Annotated in this window: 16 protein-coding genes; 9 read left to right on the top strand and 7 right to left on the bottom strand. The window is 73.6% G+C overall.

What is annotated here, in order from left to right:
• Positions 1–8 precede the first annotated feature (8 nt).
• Positions 9–2,753 (top strand): sigma-70 family RNA polymerase sigma factor, encoded by a 2,745-nt coding sequence (locus tag ACGH7X_RS16970; protein ID WP_399886179.1) that lies wholly within the window; start codon positions 9–11, stop codon positions 2,751–2,753.
• Positions 2,754–3,126: 373 nt separating this feature from the next.
• Here the strand turns inward: ACGH7X_RS16970 and ACGH7X_RS16965 are convergent, their stop codons facing one another.
• Complete coding sequence (locus ACGH7X_RS16965; protein WP_399886178.1) at positions 3,127–4,401, bottom strand: zf-HC2 domain-containing protein; 1,275 nt, start codon at positions 4,399–4,401, stop codon at positions 3,127–3,129.
• Positions 4,398–4,991 carry a sigma-70 family RNA polymerase sigma factor gene (locus ACGH7X_RS16960; RefSeq protein ID WP_399886177.1) on the bottom strand — a complete coding sequence of 198 codons (594 nt, stop codon included), beginning with the start codon at positions 4,989–4,991 and terminating at the stop codon, positions 4,398–4,400. Before ACGH7X_RS16960 ends, ACGH7X_RS16965 begins: the two co-directional genes overlap by 4 nt.
• 351 nt (positions 4,992–5,342) lie before the next feature.
• On the opposite strand from ACGH7X_RS16960, the gene ACGH7X_RS16955 reads away from it, so the two are divergent.
• The 3 genes from ACGH7X_RS16955 (at position 5,343) to ACGH7X_RS16945 (ending at position 7,362) form a co-directional block, all read left to right on the top strand.
• Positions 5,343–5,723 (top strand): STAS domain-containing protein, encoded by a 381-nt coding sequence (locus ACGH7X_RS16955; protein ID WP_399897098.1) that lies wholly within the window; start codon positions 5,343–5,345, stop codon positions 5,721–5,723.
• Between the two features lie 123 nt (positions 5,724–5,846).
• Positions 5,847–6,359, top strand: a complete 513-nt coding sequence (calD, locus tag ACGH7X_RS16950) for a calcium binding protein CalD (RefSeq protein ID WP_399886176.1) — start codon at positions 5,847–5,849, stop codon at positions 6,357–6,359.
• Between the two features lie 526 nt (positions 6,360–6,885).
• A complete protein-coding gene (locus tag ACGH7X_RS16945) occupies positions 6,886–7,362 on the top strand; it encodes an ATP-binding protein (protein ID WP_399897095.1) in 477 nt (158 codons plus the stop codon).
• A gap of 347 nt (positions 7,363–7,709) precedes the next feature.
• Here ACGH7X_RS16945 and ACGH7X_RS16940 read toward each other — a convergent pair whose 3' ends face one another.
• On the bottom strand, positions 7,710–8,726 hold the full coding sequence (locus tag ACGH7X_RS16940) for a GlxA family transcriptional regulator (protein ID WP_399886175.1): 1,017 nt from the start codon (positions 8,724–8,726) through the stop codon (positions 7,710–7,712).
• 71 nt (positions 8,727–8,797) lie between these two features.
• Here ACGH7X_RS16940 and ACGH7X_RS16935 point away from each other — a divergent pair, with 71 nt between their 5' ends.
• On the top strand, positions 8,798–10,150 hold the full coding sequence (locus ACGH7X_RS16935) for an MFS transporter (protein WP_399886174.1): 1,353 nt from the start codon (positions 8,798–8,800) through the stop codon (positions 10,148–10,150).
• 197 nt (positions 10,151–10,347) lie between these two features.
• A complete protein-coding gene (locus ACGH7X_RS16930) occupies positions 10,348–11,007 on the top strand; it encodes a hypothetical protein (RefSeq protein WP_399886173.1) in 660 nt (219 codons plus the stop codon).
• Positions 11,008–11,260: 253 nt separating this feature from the next.
• On the opposite strand, the gene ACGH7X_RS16925 is transcribed toward ACGH7X_RS16930, so the two are convergent.
• Positions 11,261–12,466: a flavin-containing monooxygenase gene (locus ACGH7X_RS16925; RefSeq protein WP_399886172.1), complete on the bottom strand. Its 1,206-nt coding sequence runs from the start codon at positions 12,464–12,466 to the stop codon at positions 11,261–11,263.
• A 98-nt stretch (positions 12,467–12,564) separates the two neighbouring features.
• Between ACGH7X_RS16925 and ACGH7X_RS16920 the strand changes: the two genes are divergently transcribed.
• A complete protein-coding gene (locus tag ACGH7X_RS16920) occupies positions 12,565–13,182 on the top strand; it encodes a GNAT family N-acetyltransferase (protein WP_399886171.1) in 618 nt (205 codons plus the stop codon).
• 195 nt (positions 13,183–13,377) lie between these two features.
• On the opposite strand, the gene ACGH7X_RS16915 is transcribed toward ACGH7X_RS16920, so the two are convergent.
• The 3 genes from ACGH7X_RS16915 to ACGH7X_RS16905 all read right to left on the bottom strand — a co-directional run bounded on the left by ACGH7X_RS16915 (position 13,378) and on the right by ACGH7X_RS16905 (position 15,430).
• Entirely contained in the window at positions 13,378–14,070 is a 693-nt protein-coding gene (locus ACGH7X_RS16915; RefSeq protein WP_399886170.1) for a pyridoxal 5'-phosphate synthase, read from the bottom strand.
• Between the two features lie 43 nt (positions 14,071–14,113).
• Positions 14,114–14,539: a pyridoxamine 5'-phosphate oxidase family protein gene (locus tag ACGH7X_RS16910; RefSeq protein WP_399886169.1), complete on the bottom strand. Its 426-nt coding sequence runs from the start codon at positions 14,537–14,539 to the stop codon at positions 14,114–14,116.
• Between the two features lie 243 nt (positions 14,540–14,782).
• Positions 14,783–15,430: a TetR family transcriptional regulator gene (locus ACGH7X_RS16905; protein WP_399886168.1), complete on the bottom strand. Its 648-nt coding sequence runs from the start codon at positions 15,428–15,430 to the stop codon at positions 14,783–14,785.
• A gap of 122 nt (positions 15,431–15,552) precedes the next feature.
• Between ACGH7X_RS16905 and ACGH7X_RS16900 the strand changes: the two genes are divergently transcribed.
• Positions 15,553–16,332 carry a VOC family protein gene (locus tag ACGH7X_RS16900; RefSeq protein WP_399886167.1) on the top strand — a complete coding sequence of 260 codons (780 nt, stop codon included), beginning with the start codon at positions 15,553–15,555 and terminating at the stop codon, positions 16,330–16,332.
• 198 nt (positions 16,333–16,530) lie between these two features.
• Positions 16,531–18,915, top strand: a complete 2,385-nt coding sequence (locus ACGH7X_RS16895; RefSeq protein ID WP_399886166.1) for a PQQ-binding-like beta-propeller repeat protein — start codon at positions 16,531–16,533, stop codon at positions 18,913–18,915.
• Positions 18,916–18,960: the final 45 nt, after the last annotated feature.

The raw sequence follows: 18,960 nt of genomic DNA, 5'->3' as shown, positions 1-18,960 counted from the left end.
TGTATCGCATGCGACATGACGGGTCCGACAGGACCGACACGTTTCCGGACCGCCTCACGGTCGAGGCGGCCCGCGCCGGGGACGCCGGGGCCGTCGAGCGGCTCACCGCGGGTGTCCTGCCGCTGGTCTACAACGTGGTCGGGCGGGCGGCGGAGAGCGACCTCGACGTCGACGACATCGTGCAGGACACGATGGTCGCGGTGATCCGCGCGCTGCCGGACCTGCGGGACGCGGCGAAGTTCCGCTCGTGGCTGGTGGCCATCGCGGTCCGCCAGCTCACCGACGCCCGGCGCCGGGCCCGGTCCGGCCGGCTGACGACGCTGGAGCACGCCGACGAACGGCACGCGCCGGAACCCGACTTCGCGACCCTCTTCCTGCTGCGGCAGTCACTCACCGCCGAGCAGCGGCAGGTCGCCGCGGCCACCGCGTGGCTCGACGCGTCGTACCGCGACCTGCTGTCGCTGTGGTGGCTGGAGGCGTGCGGACGGCTGTCCCGCAAGGACATCGCGACGGCCCTGAACCTTCCGACGGCCCATCTGGCGGTCCAGGTCCAGCGGATGAAGACCCAGCTGGACGTGGCGCGGACGGTCGTCCGGGCGCTGTCCCACACCCCGCGCTGCGCCGAACTGGCCCAGCTCGCCGGCGCGGGCGACCCGGCCCCCAGCCCCCTGCTGCGCAAGCGCATCACCCGGCACCTGCGCTCCTGCGAGCCCTGCGGTCATCTCGCCGGCCGGCTCGTCCCGCCCGAGCGGCTGCTCGCGGGCCTGCCCCTGCTCGTACCGGGCCGCACGGCAGACGCCGGAACGGCCGGGGCGACGGGATGGACCGGGTCGGCGGGGCAGCCGACGCCCGGCGGGACGGGGAGCCCGGCGGACACCACCGGTGCCGGGGACCACCCCGACCCGTCCGCGGCCGTCCGGCACACCGCGCACCGGCCGGCGCCCCGCGGGCACGGCCGTCGCGCGCCCGGCCGCCCGCGGAGCGACCACGGCATGCTCGGCGGACTCTCCGCCAAGGCCACGGGCGCGACCGTCGTCGCCGGGATGGCCGCGCTCGTCGTGACGAGCCTCGTCATGGTCCCGGCGGGGGCGGAGAGTTCCGCCGACGCGCGGAGCACCGCCTCCCAAAAGGTGAGTCCGGCGCCGACGACGCCCGCCCCCACCGCGCACACGAGCGCGAGCCCGCGCCCGCGTACCCCCGCCCCGTCCTCCGCCGCCGCGCGGGTCGTCCGTACGTCCCTGCCCGCGAAGGCCCCCACCCCCACCTACTTCGTGAGCACCGGCGGCAGCGACTCCAACCCCGGCACGTCGGCCGGATCGCCGTTCCGCACCCTCCAGAAGGCGGCGGACCTGGCCGACCCCGGTGACATCGTCGCCGTCATGAACGGCACCTACACCGAGCCCCGCAAGGGCTCCAACGTGCTGACCATCAAGCGCTCCGGGCGGCCGGGAGCCCCCATCACCTTCACGGCGTATCCCGGACACCGGCCGGTCCTGCACCCGAAGACGGCCTGGAACGGCATCAGCGTCTACGGCGCGTCCCACATCGTCATCAAGAACCTCGAGGTCAAGGGCAACAACGCCGCCCTGTCCCTGGCCGACGCCGAACGCTCGTCGAGCAAGACCGACCCGACGTACAACACCAACTGCATATCCGTGGAGAAGAACCGGGAGTCCGGCGCGTTCGCCCACCACGTCGAGATCACCGGCAACCTGGTGCACGACTGCGCGGGCGGCGGGATCTCCGCGATCGAGGCCGACCACGTCGACATCACCGGCAACCACGTCCACTCCAACGCCTGGTACACCGTCTACGGCACCAGCGGCATCTCCGTCCTCACCCCCCGCGGCAACGGCGGCACCGACCCTCAGACGTACGGCATCCGTATCACCGGCAACCGCGTCCACGACAACGAGACCAAGGTCAAGTGGGAGGGCTGCGGCTGCTACTCCGACGGCAACGGCATCATCGTCGACACGACGAAGGGCGACCCCGGGCGCGGTCGGCCGGCCTACGCCGGACGGGTGCTGGTCGCCAACAACGTCACTTACGACAACGGCGGTTCGGGCATCCACGCCTACAAGAGCCAGCACGTCGACATCGTCCACAACACGGCCTACCTCAACGGCCGCAGCACCCGCATGGAAAAGCCCTACGCCAACATCTTCGCCCACGACAGCACCGACGTACGGCTCCTGAACAACATCGCCTACGGCCGCCCGGGGCAGGCCACCAACAGCAAGTCCGGGAACGTGGACGTCACGTACGACTACAACGTCTACTTCGGCGGCAAGGCGCCCGAGACCAAGGGCCCGCACGACGTCGTCGCCGACCCGAAGCTCACCGCCCCCGGCAAGGGCCCGGACGCGGACTTCCGGCTCGCCAAGGGCTCACCCGCCATCGGCTCCGGCACCCCGTTCCCGGCCGTGACCACCGACTTCACCGGGGCGGCCCGCAAGGCCGGCGCACCGGACCGGGGCGCCTACAGCTACGGAGCCCCCGCCGCGGGTGCCGGCGAAACGTCCGGTGACACGGACGCGGGTTCCCCGGCCGGCGCGGGTGCGGCCGGTGACGAGGGCGCGACGTCCGGTGCGGCCGGTGACGACGGCGCCGGCCCTGCGGCCCAGGGCGGGAGCGAACCGCTGGCGGAGACCGGCGGCTCCGACCCCGTGCTGCCGCTGGGCATCGCCGCGGGCGTCCTGATCGTCGGGTCCGGCCTGCTCGTGCTCGTCCGGCGCCGACGCTCCTCCTGACCCGTCCGGGCCACCCTCCCAGGCCCTGTCGTCAAACTCCCTCCCCCGGCCATCGGCCGGGAGGTGCCCCAGCCTGGCGACGCCATGCACGCTCCCCCAGTGGGCCCCGCACGCCGAGAGCACGCACCTGACGCCGCCGCCCCCCGGCGGACGACGGGAGTTCGACGACAGGGCCCAGGGGGCGTGGGGTTCCGTTTCGCGGGCGGCCGCGAGTATGTCGTGGCCGGTCGCGCCCACGCGGCGGAGCCGCATATTCAGCACAGCCCCGCGCCCCTTCGGGAACGTTCGCCGGACGCCCGTCTTTCAGGGGCGCGGGAGACTGCGCGACCAGCCCCCACCGGCCCGCAGCCGCCGACGAAACACCAACCGCCCCTCACATCCGGCTCAAGCTCGCCGCCGCGAACAGCACGTCCCGGATCGCCTCCCGGTCCCCGACCTGCCCCGCCGCCGCCTCCGCCGGAGGCACGTGGCCCGCCGCCAGCCGGCAGAACTCCACGCCGTCCAGCGCGACATGGGCCACTTCGTACTCGGCGGAGCCCACCGCGCCGGGCGAGTCGAGCGGAATGAGCCACTCGCCGCCGCCCGTGCCCTCGATCTCCAGCCGCAGGCTGCGCCCCGGCTCACCCGCGGCGACCAGGTGCGGGCGCTCGCCCGGCGCGGCCAGACCGGCCCGGCGGCGCGCCGCCAGGACGCCCGGCAGCATCCGGGCCGCCAGATCGATCATGCGGTTGAGATGGCGCGCGGAGGGCGGCTCGTACGGATAGTCCACCGCCTCGGCGATGTCCTCCGCGTGCACCCAGCACTCGAACGCCCGGTCCAGCATCGCGTCGCGCAGCGGCAGCTCGAAGTCGCCGTACGAGACCGGCAGCCCGCCCGCGTCACCGGTGAACGACACCGTCCGCACGATGCCGTGACTCTGCTCGCGCCAGGGCGCCCGCACCGCACGGGTCGGCGGGTAGTGCGAGGCCCGCCAGTACGCCTCCGTGCGGACGGCCGGCGTGCGGGAGGGCGCGGTGATGTCGCCCATCGGGTCGGCGAGGCCCAGGGAGACCGATACCGTCCCGTCGACCGTCAGCAGGTGCGCGATGACCCCGGCGACGGTGGTACGGCGGCTCGCGGCGCTGTCGGCCTCGAACCAGCGCAGCCGGACCGGCGCGTGCCATTCGGCGTCCCCGATGTCCTGGAGCAGCGCGTCGAGGCGTGCGGTCTCGGCGTCGTACGGGGTGGCCCACTCGGGCACCGGGATGCGGGGCGGGCGCCGCTCCAGGCAGCCGTCGAGGACGCGGGTGCGCAGGGCGGGGTCCAGGTCGAGGCTCTCCGGGCGCTGGAGCAGCGTGACGGCCTCGCGCAGGCGCAGCGCCTCGTCGGCGCAGGCCTCGCACTCCCCGAGGTGCTCCTCGACGGCCGCCGCCTCCTGCGCCGAGCAGGCGGCCAGCGCCCACGCCCCGAGCAGCGAGGTCAGCACCTGGTGCTCGAGCGTGACCGCCCCCACCTCCGGCAACGCCCGCCCGCCGTCCTCGACGGACACACGCGGCATCGGTATACGCGCCCCGGTGCCGGTTCCCCCGTCATCGTCCGCCGCGTGCTCGTCGGTCCCGTCGTGCTTGTCGTGTTTGTCGTTCCCGTCGTCCTCGTCGTAGGCCTTCATGCCGCACCCCCGTATCCGGGCGGGGCCCCGGGGGTGTGCGGGGCGGTGTGGGCGTCGCGGGCCGTGGACAGGAGCTGGAGGCCCAGGCGGAGGCGGCGGCGCGCCTCGTCCTCCGTGACGCCGAGGTCGGCGGCGGTCTGGCGGTAGTCGCGGCGCTGGAAGTAGGCCAGCTCCAGGGCGGCGCGCAGCGGCGCCGGCATGGACTGCACGATGTAGTCGGCGCGGGCGGCGACCGAGGCGTGGCGCACCTTGGTCTCCAGCTCCTCCGTGGTGCCCGAACCGCCGCGGGCGAGGGCCGCCGTCTCGGTGGCCCGCAGCCGCTGGACGGCGAAACGGTGGGTGAGCGTGGCGACCCACGTGCGCAGCGGGCCCTGCCGGGGGTCGTAGGTGTCGGGATGCTCCCAGACGTGCGCGAAGACGTCGCGTGTGATGCGGTCGGCGGCCCGTTCGTCGTCGAGCACGCGGTGCGCCAGGCCGTGCACGAGTGAGGCGAACCGGTCGTACAGCTCGCCCAGGGCGGCGGCCTCGCCGCGTGCGAGCCGCTGCTGCATCTTGCGGTCCCAGCGCAGCGGCACGTCCCTCTTCGCCATGCGGTCCCTCCACCCCCTGTTCGGTCCCTGTGCCCCGTCCAGCCTGGGGTCACCCTCTCCCCGAATGTAGTCGGCACGTCCGACAGCGCACGCCCCTTTGTTTCAATGCGCGCCCCCGGCCGGTCGGAGGTGATATGCGCCTCCACTACGCTCTATCGTGCGACCGAATTCGATCGAACAGGATCGAAACCATCTGAAACAAGCCACTTCTGACCGAACACCGTTTCCGGCCCGGAGTTTGCGGGCACGGCCGGTGGGCAGGCGCGCGGCCAAGAAGCGTAAGCATGGCTTCCGTTTTGGGTGAATCCAGCAGCTTTCAGAAGATTCCAGACGTTCCGACGAATGAAGGGCATGGTGGTGACGTTCAACGTGACCGGCGGCGAGCAGGGCCGGTGGGCCGTGCTCCAGGTGTCGGGCGAACTGGACCTGGTGACGTCACCGGTGCTGCGGCAGCGCGTGCACGACGAGGTCGCGGAGGGGCGGCACAGCCTCGTCCTGGACCTCTCCGACGTCCTGTTCTGCGATTCCAGCGGGGTCGGCGTGCTCATCGCCTCCCGGCGGCTCATCCGCTCCTGCCAGGGCAGGCTGCGCCTGATACTGCCCGCCCAGGGCGCCGTCGACGGCTCCCACGTCAACCGTGTCCTCGGCGCGCTGGGAGTGCGCCGGCTCTTCGACTGCCACCCCGACCTCGCCTCGGCGACCGGCGACGAGCCACGGCCCCTGTCCGCGTAGCGCCCGGCCCTCGTCCGCGCCGGAGGTGGCAAGTCGCGGCAAGTCCCGCCCGCGGCGGCGCCCGGCGACGTACGCTCCGGGCGAGACGCACCCGACACCGACGTGAGGCGGCCGGAGAGAACCATGGTCAACAGCGAGTACGAGCGCAGGATCGCCGCGCGGTTCACCACCTTCGACCAGGACGGCAACGGCCACATCGACCGTTCCGACTTCAGCGGGGCGGCCAAGGCCCTGCTCGCCGAGTTCGGCGTCGCCGCCCGCTCCGACAAGGGGCAGTCGCTGTACGGCGGCGCGGAGGCGCTCTGGCAGGGTCTCGCGGGCATCGCCGACCGGGACGGCGACCAGCGCATCACCCGCGAGGAGTTCGTCACCGGAGCGGTCAAGCGGCTGCGGGACAAGCCGGACCGGTTCGCCGAGATCGCCCGCCCCTTCCTGCACGCCGCCCTGGGCGTCGCCGACACCGACGGCGACGGGGCGGTCACCGTCGCGGACACCGCACGCGCGCTCACCGCGTTCGGCGTGCCCGAGGACCTCGCCCGGTCCGTCGCCGCCGCGCTCGACACGGACGGCGACGACAAGGTGGGGGAGGCGGAGATCGTCCCGGCCTTCGCCCGCTACTTCACCGTGCCCGAGTAGCGCCCCGTCCGGTGCGCGGTCGAGGCCGAGGCCTCGACCGCTCCGGCGTCACGGGCGGATGTCGCGGATCGTGGCGGAGCGGCATCACAGAGCGTTGATACCGGGTTGTGTCCGCCGTGTGACCCGTCACGGCCCGGAGTCGGTGCCACGCTCCGGTACCTTGTGTGGGATGCGAGTGCTCCCGAGCGCCAGCCGTGCCGGAGTTGCCCCTGGGGCGGCTTCGCAACCGGCGGTGTGCGCCTTGCCCCGCAGGGCGGAACGGCCGTCGGCCACCGCCTGTTCGACTCCCCGGAACGCGCGTCGCACAGTATGCCGCACGAGTACTCCTTCGCGCTGGAATATGCCCGAAGCGCTTGTTGGCGTGACTGTACGTCAACCATGCTGTCCCACAGCGGATTCACGTTCCGTGATCCCCGCCCCGGCCGTTGTTCTGGCCATGCTGGAAATGGCTACGATCGTGGCCCTCATGAGGCGCGAGCCTTTGTGTCCGCCGGTTCGGATGGTGTGAGCGGTGCAGGTGCTTCAAGTGCAGCTGGAGGTCCGTCCAGACCCCTCGGAAGTGGGGCGTGCCCGGCGGTGGGCGCGTTCACGGCTCGCCGGGTCGGGGATACGGGCCGATGAACCACTCGCCGAGACGCTGGTCCTGCTCGTCTCCGAGCTGGTCACCAACGCCGTGGTGCACACCGGGTGTTCGGCCGTGCTGCGGCTGGTGCTGCCGGGCGCGGTGACCGAGGAGACGAAGGAGGCCACCGTCCGCCTCGAAGTGGACGACGCCAGCGACCGTGCCCCCGTGCCCCGTTGTGTGGACGGCGAGGCGACGGGCGGCCGGGGCCTCGCCCTCGTGGACGGCCTCGCCGACCGCTGGGGCTGGAGCCGGGAGGGCACCGGCAAGCGCATCTGGTGCGAACTGGACCGCTGCACGGGACGCGAGGACACCGCCCCGGTCTGCGGGAGCGGCGGCGGCGCGGTGGCGTACGAGGGGTTCGCGTACGAAGCGGTGTAGCCGTTGGTGCGCCGGGGTGTGCTTCCGTGCGCGTCCGCGCGAAACGGGACGCAAGTGATGAAACGCCTGCTCCCGGTTGACGGATCGTGACCGCTTCCTCACGCTTGTAGGCAACGATTCGCCGCGAGGGGACGACGAGGGCCCGGTGACGGGGCCCTCGGCGAGCGTGGGTCGTGTTCGGCGGCGGTTCCCTCGGGGGCGACGGGAGCCGGGCGGGAGCGCCGGAGTCGGCCGGCGGCGCGCGGTGTCGTGCTCGGGGCGGACAGCGCCGCGCCGTCGGCCGGGGAAATCCCGGCAAGCAATTCTCGGCTAGCAATTCCCGGCTAGCAATTCCGGGCAGGCCCCGCTCATTCTCCACAGGCTGTGGACAACTCCGCGCGGAAGGTCCGCCGGTACCCCGTCGGCGTGACGCCGAGCGTCACCTGAAGATGCTGTCGCATCGACTGCGCCGTGCCGAATCCCGCGTCCCGGGCCACCTGGTCGACGGACAGGGCGGTGGACTCCAGCAGGTGCCGGGCCCGTTCGACGCGCTGCCGGGTGAGCCACTGGCCCGCACTGACACCGACCTCCTCGCGGAAACGGCGGGTGAAGGTGCGTACCGACATCGACTCCTGGGCGGCCATGTCCCGCAGCTGGATCCGCTCGTGGAGACGACCCAGCGCCCAGGCGCGGGCACAGGCCGTCGAGGACTGTTGCGGATCGGGCACCGGCCGCTCGATGTACTGCGCCTGCCCGCCGTCCCGATGGGGCGGTACGACGGTGCGGCGAGCCACCTCGTTGGCGACGGCGGTGCCGTGGTCCCGGCGCACGATGTGCACGCACAGGTCGATCCCGGCCGCCACCCCGGCCGAGGTGAGCACGTCGCCGTCGTCGACGAACAGCACGTCGGCGTCCACCCGCACCTTTGGGAACAGCCGCTGGAAGTGCTCGGCGGAGGCCCAGTGCGTGGTCACCGGGCGGCCGTCGAGATGGCCGGCGGCGGCCAGGACGAAGCCGCCCGTGCAGATCGCGACGAGTCGGGTGCCGGGCCGGACGAGAGCCAGCGCGGCGGCCAGCTCCTCCGTCAGCACCCCCTCCTCGTAGACCGGGCCCAACTCGTAGGAGGCCGGGACGACGACCGTGTCGGCGGTGGCCAGCGCCTCGGGGCCGTTCTCGACCAGGACGGCGAAGTCGGCGTCGGTGCCGACCGGCCCCGGCGGCCGGACCGAGCAGGTGACGACCTCGTACAACGGGCGCTTTCGCTCGTCGCGGGCGAGGCCGAAGATGCGCGGCGCGATGCCCAGCTCGAAGGGGAGCAGCCCGTCGAGGGCCAGGACGACGACACGGTGCGGACGGTCCGCGCGGGGCGGGTGTTCGGACGTCATGGCCCGATCCTAGCGAACCATGTCTTCCGGGCCACTCGTTCGACCGGCCCCCGCTGCGGACACTCGGTGACGTGAGCCAGACAACCGACGCCGCCGCATCCCCCGTGGGCCGGCCGGAGCCCACGGGCCGGCCGGAGCCCACGGGCCGGTCCAAGCCCACCCGACCGCGCCGCCGCGCCCGGGTGCACCGCGCCTGGTGGGTCGCCGCCGTCACCTTCGTGACGATCATCGGGGCCGCCGCCTTCCGCTCCCTGCCCGGCATCCTCATCGACCCGCTGCACCAGGAGTTCGGCTGGTCGCGCGGCACGATCGGCGCCGCCGTCTCCGTCAACCTCGCCCTCTACGGGCTGACCGCCCCCTTCGCCGCCGCGCTGATGGACCGCTTCGGCATCCGGCGCGTGGTCGCCGTCGCCCTGATGGTGATCGCGCTCGGCTCCGGCGCCACGGTGTGGATGGACTCCGCCTGGCAGCTCATCCTGTGCTGGGGCCTGCTGGTCGGCCTCGGCTCCGGCTCGATGGCCCTGGCCTTCGCCGCCACTGTCACCAACCGCTGGTTCACCGAGCGGCGCGGCCTGGTCACCGGCGTCCTCACCGCCGCCTCGGCCTCCGGGCAGCTGATCTTCCTGCCGCTGCTGTCCTGGATCGTCGAGACGTACGACTGGCGCCCGGCGGCCGTCACCGTCGCGCTCGCCGCCCTCGCCGTCGTCCCCTTCGTCTGGCTGCTCCTGCACGACCACCCGGCCGACGTCGGCCAGAAGCCGTACGGCGCCGAGGAGTTCGTACCCAAGCCCGCCCCCGTCCCCGGCGCCGCCCGGCGCGCCCTCACGGTCCTGTTCTCCGCCGTCCGCACCGGCCCGTTCTGGCTCCTCGCCGGCAGCTTCGCGATCTGCGGCGCCTCCACCAACGGCCTGATCCAGACCCACTTCGTGCCCGCCGCCCACGACCACGGCATGCCGCTGACGGCCGCCGCCTCGCTGCTCGCCGTCATCGGCGTCTTCGACGTGGCCGGCACGATCGCCTCCGGCTGGTTCACCGACCGCTTCGAACCGCGCCGCCTGCTCGCCGTCTACTACGCGCTGCGCGGCGTCTCCCTCCTCTTCCTCCCGATGCTGCTCGCGCCCAGCGTCCACCCGCCGATGATCTTCTTCATCGTCTTCTACGGCCTCGACTGGGTCGCCACCGTGCCGCCCACCCTCGCCCTGTGCCGCGAGCACTACGGCGAAGACAGCGCCATCGTCTTCGGCTGGGTCCTCGCCTCCCACCAGGTGGGCGCCGCCCTCGTCGCCTTCCTCGGCGGCCTCGCCCGCGACCGCTTCGGTTCCTACGACGTGGTCTGGATCGCCTCCGGCGCCCTGTGCGCGGCGGCGGCGCTGATGGCGCTGGTGATCCGGCGGCGGCCGACTCCGGTGGCGGGGGTTGCCTGAGCGGATCGTAGGGTGCGGGGGCATGGGGCGGGAAAGGACGGGGGAGCCCGGCGGGCGTCAGCGGCCCACCCGGCAGGACGACGACTGGAACCGGGCGATCGCGCTGTGCGCGGGGCAGGTGCCGCTGGTGTGGCTGGCGTGGTGGTTCACCACGCAGGCGGGCCGGGACGACGTTTGTCGGCCTCCTCCACGCGGCCGTGCAGATCGCACCCGCCGCGGCCCTGGCCCGCCTGCGGCCCCGTACCTCTCGCGGCCCCGAGTGGGCCTGGCACCTGGCAGGGTCCGTACTGATCGGCGCCGGCTGGTCGGTGCTGGGACGCGTGCTGCGGGGGTGGCCGGTCGCCGACACCCTCCCGTGGTGCGCCGGGGTCGGTGTCCTGCCGGTGCTGGTCCTCCACGCCCTGCGCGGACGACCGTGGGGAGGATGCGGCGTCTGGCTCGGTTCGGCGGGCGCGAGCTTCGCCCTCCTCGTGGTGTGCGGAGTGGCGGCGGCCTCCCTGGCCGACGACTACGAACCCCCTCAGCTGTCCGCCGGGCAGCTCGCCGGGGACTGGCAGAGTGCGAACGGGGCCGTGTTGCGGCTGGCACCGGGCGGCCGGGCCGAGCTGACCCGCGTACCCCACGGCGGCGTCGACGGGGACGATGACTTCACCCTGTGCGACGGCACCGGCGCGTGGACGCGTGAAGAGGGCAGCCAGTGGCAGGACACCCACCGCGACGGGGTGCTCGTACGCCTCGACGGCGACTGCGGCCAGGACACGTACTGGACGATCGGCGGCACCGGACAGCACCCCGAACTCTTCGTGCTGTTCGGCGACCCGGACGCAGGTGACCTGCGCATCCTCACCCGGGACTAGGCCTAGGGGGTGTCGTTCGGATCATGCCGGGGTCGCGGGCCCCGGGCCGCACTCCCCCACTGCCTCAAGGGCGTGGGAGGGACCCCCAGGCGTTGTCGTCGGTTGCCGACTCCCCCACGCTCGGCTTCGCTCGCGCGGGGGGACCCTATCGCGTCGACGCCCTCCTCCGCCTTGCAGCCGCACGCACCAGACCCCGCTCGGGTCGGCAACACCACACCGTTGTCTGGAGCCGGCCTGATCCAAACGACACCTCCTAGCCCGGCAGCCGCGACACCCGTCCCGCCTCGCGCTTCGTCACCGCCCTGGCGATCCGTTCCGCGTCCAGGGACAGCTCGCGGAGCATGCCGCTGATGGGGTTCGTGTAGCCGGTGAAGTACAGGCCGGGAGCGCCGGCCGGGGTGTGGCCGCCGTGCGCGAGTGGTCTGCCGGTGTCGTCGAGGACGCCGAGGTGCCCGAGAAGCCCCTCCAGGCCCCGCCGGTACCCCGTGGCCGCGATCACCGCGTCCGGGGCGATGCGGGTGCCGTCGGACAGGAGGACCTTGCCGTCCTCGAAGCCGTCCATGGCGGCGACGACCTCCACCCGGCCGGTGCGCACCGCGTCGATCAGGCCGACGTCCTGGACCGGGATGGCGCCCTGGGACACCCGGCTGTAGAGACCGGTGTCGGGGCGCGGCAGCCCCTGTGCCGACAGGTCGGGGACGCTGATCCGGGCCAGCGGGCGGGCCAGCCGGTCGACCAGGGCGACCGGGAGCCTGCGGCACAGGACGCCGGTGTACTGGGCGGGCCACCCGGCGGACGAGCGGCGGACGATGTGCGGCGCCGTGCGCACCGCGAGCCGGACCCGGGCGGCCCCGCCCTCCACCAGGTCCACGGCGATCTCGGCACCCGTGTTGCCGACGCCGACGACCAGGACGTCACGGCCGGCGTACGGGGCCGGGGCCCGGTACTCGGCGGCGTGCCGGAACTCGCCGGTGTACGTGTCCCGGCCGGGCCAGTCCGGCACGCGCGGGGTGTGGTTGTGGCCGGTGGCGACGACCACCGCGGCGCCGGTCAACTCCCGGCCCCCGGAGGCGTGCAGCAGCCAGCCGGCACCGTCGGGCGCGCGCTCGACGCGGAAGACCTCGACGCCGGTGACGACCTCCAGCTGGTGGTGCTCGGCATACTTCTCCAGGTACCGCACCACGTCGTCCCGGGCCACCCACCGCCCGAAGCGGCGCGGCATCGGCAGGCCGGGCAGCGCCGACAGCCGGCGCGTGGTGTGCAGCCGCAGCCGGTCGTAGTGGCGCCGCCAGGAGGAACCGACGTGGTCGGACCGCTCCAGGACCACGGCGCGCAGACCGCGGGCGCGCAGCGCGTGGGCGACGGCGAGACCGCCGGGGCCCGCGCCGATGACGTACACGGGGCGGTCCGCGGCGGGTGCGGGCTGCTGCGGTTCTGCGGACGCTGGGGAGTCGGCCATGCGGCGAGCGTAATCGCGCTCCCCGTTGATGGGTCTCGGTCAAGACCGAAATCGGTTGCGGATCGGTCACGACTGGCGCCGTCGGCTTGAATGGCCGGATGGCCCACACACGCATGCACACCCTCGACCCCGCCCTCTCCCGCACCGAACCGCTCGGACACGGACTGCGCCTGCGCGCCTGGGACGCCGGCTCGGACACCGACGCCGAAACGTGGCTGCGCGGCTGCATGGACCCCGAGTTCCAGCGCTGGAACACCCCGCTCAAGCTGTGGACCGACCTCGCCGGGGCCCGCGAGTCCCTGCGCGCACGGGCGCGCGACGCGGCGGACGGCAGGTCGGCGTCGTTCCGGATCACGGACGACGTGGGCGGTACGACGCTGGGGCACATCGGCGTCAACGAGATCAGCCGGCAGATGAAGGTGGCCCGGGTCGGCTACTGGGTGCTCCCCGAGGCCCGGGGCAAAGGCGTCGCCACCCGCGCCCTGCTCCTCGCCTCCCGCTGGGCCTTCGCGGAGATCGGGCTCCACCGCCTGGAACTGGGGCACGCGGTGGGGCACGACGCCTCCTGCCGGGTCGCCGAGCGGAGCGGCTACGTCGCCGAGGGGACCCTGCGCGAGGCGATGTTCGAGGCCGGCCGCCACGACGCGTTCCGGGACGTACACCTGCACGCCCGGCTGACGACCGACGAGGAGCCGACGGCCCCCACCCCACGGTGAGACACCGGGCACGACGGGCGGCGAGTCACGGGTACCGGCAGCCACAGCGAAGGGCCGCCGTTCCCGGCAGCCTCCGCGAAGGGCTGCTGCCCGCCGCAGCCACTGCGGACGGTCGCGCCGTTCCCGGCAGTCTCCGCGAAGGGCTGCTGCCCGCCGCAGCCACCGCGGGCGGCCGCCGCGCACCGCGGTCGCCGTTCACGGCCACAGCAGGCGGGTGTGCCAGTCGCCGTCCGCGGTATCCGCGCCGTCCGCGACCTCCGTGCGTCGGTAGGTCAGGCGTACGTGGCGTCGGCGGGCGTCTCCCTGGAAGAACTCGGCCTCGTCCGGGCGCAGCCGGTACAGCGTCCAGGACGGGACCGGCGCGTCCGGTTCCCGGCCGGCCCGCTCCCAGGCCGCCTCGGAGGCGCGGGCCAGCTCGTCCGTCGAGACCAGCTCCGCGCTCTGCCGGCCGGTGAGCGCGGCGGCCAGGGCGCCGGCCGACCGAGCGTGCAGATCGGCCCGCGCCTCCTCGGCCGGGGCGACGGAGACCGGGCCGCGCAGCCGCACCTGGCGGCCGAGCACCGGCCAGTAGAAGACGAGCGCGGCGTAGGGGCGGGCGGCGAGCTGGCGGCCCTTGCCGCTGTCGGCGTGGGTGGCGAAGGCCCAGCCGTCCGCGTCCGCGCCGTGCAGCATCACGATGCGGGCGTCCGGCAGGCCCTCGGCGTCCGCGGTCGCCAGCGACATCGTGTGCGGCTCGCGCTGCCCGGCCGCGACGACCTCGGCGAACCACCGGGTGAACAGGTCCAGCGGGTCGCCCGGCGCGGTGGCCGGGTCGAGGGGCGGCAGTTCGGTGACCGCCGGATCCCACACCCGCAGCGACCTCAGCAGCTCTTGAAGATCGGTTCCCATACCCCGATTGTCGTGCCGTCAGGGGTGCCGGGCCGCCTGGGCGTCAGACGGAGCCCAGATCCGAGGAGACCCAGCGCTCGGGCCGCATCCGGACGATGACCTGGTCGCCGTGGTTCGCGGTGGCGAAGGCGACGTAGCCGTCGACCTTCTCGGCGGGGAGGTAGCGCGTGGCGAGCTCCCGCAGGTGCTCCTCGGTCGCGGTGACCGTCTCGACAACAGGCCCCTCCACCGACACGTAGCGGATGGTGGGCTCCAGCCGGTCGACCATCAGCGAGAACCGGCCCGCCTTCTGGATCAGCGCGTTCTTGCGGCTGTCGAGGCCGGTCATGATCCACACGTCGCCGCCGGGCTCGTACTGGTACCAGATCGGCACGGTCAGCGGGGCGCGGCCCGCTCCCGCGTCGACCGCGAGCGCGGCGATGTGCGGCTCGGCCAGGAACGTCTCACGCTCTTCGCGGGTCAGGGCCACGGCGGTCTCCTCCAGCGGGTACGGACACAGGTGCTGAACACAACATCGGCCGGACGGGCGGCTGTTCCCCGTTCGCGGCCACCGCGGGGCTGAACTTCGAGGCGCTGGAGGTCGTGTCGTCGCGGCCGGCGGGCCGGGACACGGTCGCCGAGTTCGAGCGGGTGGCCGACGGGGTGGCTGAGGGGCTTGGAGGTACGGCGGCCCGGGGCGCGGCCCGGATGACAGGCTGCCGCGCGCGGGGTACTACTTGGTGGGCTTCTTTCCGGTGATGCCCAGATACATCAACAAGGCCAGATTGGGCTTGAGATCGGCCTGCTTCACGCCCCACGAGGAGAACCCCTTCTGGTGCGAGGCGGCGGCCGCGAGCATGACGACCAGTGAACCGGCGATCGCCGCGGGGTTCACGTCCTTGTCGACCTTGCCCTTGGCCTGAAGATCGGCGACGGAATCCGCGAGTGAGGAATTCACCGAGTTCAGGATCTTCATGCGGATCTTGGAGAACCGCTTGTCGCCCTCCGCCGCGCCGAGATCGACCACGCGCAGAATCGCGTCGTTCTTGCGCCAGAACTCCATGAATCCGTCGACGAGTTCCTGTGCCGTCTGCCAGCCGGCCTTGCCGACCCACGAACGGTCCGCCGTCAGTTCGGCCAGCGAGGAACTCTCGGCGGCCATGCGTTCGGCGATCTCCAGGACGGCACCCTCGACGTCCGGGAAGTACTGGTAGAAGGTCGCGGGCGACGTGCCCGCCCTGCGGGCGACATCGATGACTTTGACATCGCGATAGGGGGAGGAGCTGAGCATTTCGCTGAGGCAGTCGAGCAGTTTCTGCCGGGTCGCCTGCCCACGCCGACCGGCCACGCGGCCGTCGACGGTACGCACTTGTCCTGTCATGACGTCAGCTTACCGACGGGTGATCCGAGCGCGATTCGGCCGACTGCAAATGGGGTGCGAGCGCGGAGAGAGGCTGGTGTGCCTGGTCTGCGCGGTGCGGGCGACACGGCTACTTTGGCGGCATGGCCGAAAACGGGGCATCCGAGAAAAGGGCGTCAGCCCGTCCGTCCGCCAGTCGGGAGGGCGTCCCCTGCTGGGTGGACGCGCAACTCGCCGACCTCGCGGCGGGCAGGCGCTTCTACGGCGAGCTGTTCGGCTGGACTTTCCGGGAGGCGGGAAAAGAGGGGGAGGCGCGCGAGGCGACCGGAGAGGAGTCGGTAGGGGCATACCTGGACGGTGAGCCGGTCGCCGCGCTGGTCCGCAAGACGGACGGCCGGATGCCCACCGTGTGGTCCGTGTACTTCCACACCCCGGACGCCGCCGCGCTGGCCGGGCGGATCCGGGCGGGCGGCGGCCAGGTCCTCACCCCGCCGCACCCGGTGGGCGACCTGGGCACCGCCGCCCTCGCCGCCGACCCCGAGGGCGCCGTCTTCGGGCTCTGGCAGCCGGGCCGCCTTACCGGCTTCGGACGCCGGCGCGAGCCGGGCACCTTCGCCTGGGCCGAGCTGTACACCCGGGACACGGAGGCCGCCAACGCCTTCTACGGCGACCTGTTCCACGACGCGCTCTTCGGCCCGGACGCCGCGCCCGACTTCGGCCGCGCACCGGTCGCGGACGTCTTCCCCGCCGAGATGCCGCCGCACTTCCTCGTCCACTTCACGGTCGAGGACGTCGAGGCATCGCTCGCCGCGGTGACCCGGCTCGGCGGGCGGGTGCGGGTGCCGCCCTTCGAGACGTCGTACGGGCGGGTGGCCGTGGTCTCGGACGGTCAGGGGGCGTCGTTCGCGCTTCTGCGACGCTGAACGGGACCGGGAGGGGCACCGGCTCTCCCTTTTGCCCGGGATCGGGCGAGACACCCCGATTGTCCCCAGGTTCGCCACCAGCGCCTCGGACAGGAAGAATCGGGGTGCGTGGCGCCACGGACGTGCGGTGGTGAGACGCTGCACTTCGGTCGCGTACATATGTGGGTGGCGCGGCCCGTACGGGGAGGTGGCAGGCAAGTGGTGGATCAGCTGACGCAGCACGATCCGCGGCGGATCGGGCCGTTCGAGGTGCTGGGCCGGCTCGGAGCCGGCGGCATGGGGCTGGTCTATCTCGCGCGCTCGGCGTCCGGGCGGCGCGTGGCGATCAAGACGGTGCGCACGGAGCTGGCGGAGGACCAGCTCTTCCGCGTCCGCTTCACCCGCGAGGTGGAGGCGGCCCGCGCGGTCTCGGGCTTCTACACGGCGGCCGTGGTCGACGCCGACCCGCGCGCCGCGGTGCCGTGGCTGGCCACCGCCTACGTACCCGCCCCCTCCCTCGAGGAGATAGTGAACGAGTGCGGGCCGATGCCGGCCCAGGCGGTGCGCTGGCTCGCGGCGGGCGTCGCGGAGGCGCTGCAGTCGATCCACGGCGCCGGACTCGTCCACCGCGACCTCAAGCCCTCCAACGTCCTCGTCGTCGAGGACGGGCCCCGGGTGATCGACTTCGGTATCGCGTCCGGCGTGTCGAACACCCGTCTGACGATGACCAACGTCGCCGTCGGCACCCCCGCCTACATGTCCCCGGAGCAGGCCAAGGACTCCCGCAGCGTCACCGGCGCCAGCGACGTGTTCTCGCTCGGCTCCATGCTGGTCTTCGCCGCCACCGGACACCCGCCCTTCCACGGCGCCAACCCGGTGGAGACGGTCTTCATGCTGCTGCGCGAGGGCCCCGACCTCGAAGGCCTCCCCGACGAGCTGCGCCCGCTCATCGAGTCCTGCATGCAGATGGAGGCCACCGGCCGCCCCAATCCCGCCGACCTGCAGTCCCAGCTCGCCCCGCACCTCTTCGGTTCCGGCTCCGACGACAGCGGTACGGCGTCGGCGTGGCTGCCCGAGCGGGCCGTGAGCCTGATCGAGGGGCGCCGCAACGGCCGCCCGGCCAAGCCCGCCACGACGGTCGGCGGCCGCGGCCCGTCCGGCGCCCGCGCCCCCGTCCACGCGCCCCCGCTGCCGTCCCCGCCCGCGCACGACCCCGTCGTACCGGCGCCGCCCGTGCACGCACCGGCGGTCCCCGCGCCCCTCGGCGCACCCGACGGCGGGCCGGTCCGGCTGGCCGGCGCGGCGGTGCCGATCGGCCCCGGCCCGCGCGTCGCCGACATGCGCGCCGCCGCCGTCGCCGCGCCCCCGCCGGAGTCCGCCCTCGCCGCGTCCTGGTCCCGCCCGCGCCCCGGCCTCAACGGCGCCGACCCCGCCGTACCGGCCGTGACGTCCGCACCCCCGGAGGCCTCGCCGGCCGGCTGGCGCCCCTGGCGCTTCCGCATGTCCAACGACGTCTGGGGCACGCCCCGCGTCGCCGGGGACCTGGTCTACGTCACCTCCTTCGAGGTGCACGCCCTGGACGTGGGCACCGGACGCCGCCGCTTCAAGACCCGGGACGTCGCCTGGTCGATGGCGGTCTCGGACGGCCGTATCCACGCCTCCGACGGACCGACCCTCTTCGCCCTGGACGCCCGCGAGGGCGGCGACCTCTGGCGGCTGCAGACCGACGCCTGGGTCTACTCCCTCCAGGCCGACCGGGGCACGGTCGTCACCGCCACCCGCGGCGGCGGCGTCCAGGCCTGGGAGGCGGTGGGCGGCCAGAAGCTGTGGGAACTCACCGGCGCCCAGACCGACTTCGAGTCCCCGGAGGCGGGCGCCGCGGTCCACGAGGGCACGGTGTACGTCTGGCAGGACGCCCGGCTGCGCGCCCTGGACGCCCGTACCGGCGACGAGAGATGGTCGTACCCGATCGGCGACGCGGCCTCCTGCGGCGGAGTCCCGGTCCGCCTCGCCCAGGCACCCGACGGCTACGTCTACGTCGCGGCCGGCACCCGGGTCCTCGCCCTTGAGGTCACCTCCGGCCACGTCCGCTGGCACTTCGAGGCGCCCGCAGTCTTCCTCGCCCCGCCCACCTTCGTGCCCGGCCCCGCGGTGACCGGCGGCGGCGTCTACCTCGCCGACTACCTCGGCACCGTCTACGCCCTCGACGCCACCGACGGGCGCGACCGCTGGCGCATCGCGACCGAGGCCCGCTCCTCGACCGACCCGGTCCTGGTCGCCGCGGGACACGTCCACGTGGGCAGCGGCAAGGGCCTCTACACGCTGGACGCGGTCACGGGCACGCCCAAGTGGCGCTTCCAGGCGGGCGGCGACATCGTGGGCGCCCCGGCGGTCGCCGAGGGCCGCATCCACTTCGGCTCGACCGACCACCTGCTCTACACGCTGAAGGCCGACGACGGCCGCCTGCGCTGGAAGCTGGCGACCGGCGGCGAGATCACCGGCTCCCCGGTCGTCCGCGACGGCATCGTGTACGCGTGCAGCAAGGACCGCTGCGTGTACGCCCTGGACGCGGAGAAGGGCACGGGGACGGCCCGTACGACGTGAGGGCGCCCGGCACGGCGTGAGGGGCCGTGCCCGACCAGTGACGTG

Origin of the sequence: Streptomyces sp. BBFR51 (assembly GCF_044591655.1) — a bacterium.
In the GTDB taxonomy this organism is placed as follows: Bacteria; Actinomycetota; Actinomycetes; order Streptomycetales; family Streptomycetaceae; genus Streptomyces.
This window is presented reverse-complemented; position numbering and strand designations above follow the sequence as displayed.

Excerpts from the sequence above, each read along its gene's own strand:
- ACGH7X_RS16970 (WP_399886179.1), top strand. The coding sequence starts at position 9 with ATGCGACATGACGGGTCCGACAGGACCGACACGTTTCCGGACCGCCTC.
- ACGH7X_RS16965 (WP_399886178.1), bottom strand. The coding sequence starts at position 4,401 with ATGAAGGCCTACGACGAGGACGACGGGAACGACAAACACGACAAGCAC.
- ACGH7X_RS16960 (WP_399886177.1), bottom strand. The coding sequence starts at position 4,991 with ATGGCGAAGAGGGACGTGCCGCTGCGCTGGGACCGCAAGATGCAGCAG.
- ACGH7X_RS16955 (WP_399897098.1), top strand. The coding sequence starts at position 5,343 with ATGGTGGTGACGTTCAACGTGACCGGCGGCGAGCAGGGCCGGTGGGCC.
- calD (WP_399886176.1), top strand. The coding sequence starts at position 5,847 with ATGGTCAACAGCGAGTACGAGCGCAGGATCGCCGCGCGGTTCACCACC.
- ACGH7X_RS16940 (WP_399886175.1), bottom strand. The coding sequence starts at position 8,726 with ATGACGTCCGAACACCCGCCCCGCGCGGACCGTCCGCACCGTGTCGTC.
- ACGH7X_RS16925 (WP_399886172.1), bottom strand. The coding sequence starts at position 12,466 with ATGGCCGACTCCCCAGCGTCCGCAGAACCGCAGCAGCCCGCACCCGCC.
- ACGH7X_RS16920 (WP_399886171.1), top strand. The coding sequence starts at position 12,565 with ATGGCCCACACACGCATGCACACCCTCGACCCCGCCCTCTCCCGCACC.
- ACGH7X_RS16915 (WP_399886170.1), bottom strand. The coding sequence starts at position 14,070 with ATGGGAACCGATCTTCAAGAGCTGCTGAGGTCGCTGCGGGTGTGGGAT.
- ACGH7X_RS16905 (WP_399886168.1), bottom strand. The coding sequence starts at position 15,430 with ATGACAGGACAAGTGCGTACCGTCGACGGCCGCGTGGCCGGTCGGCGT.
- ACGH7X_RS16900 (WP_399886167.1), top strand. The coding sequence starts at position 15,553 with ATGGCCGAAAACGGGGCATCCGAGAAAAGGGCGTCAGCCCGTCCGTCC.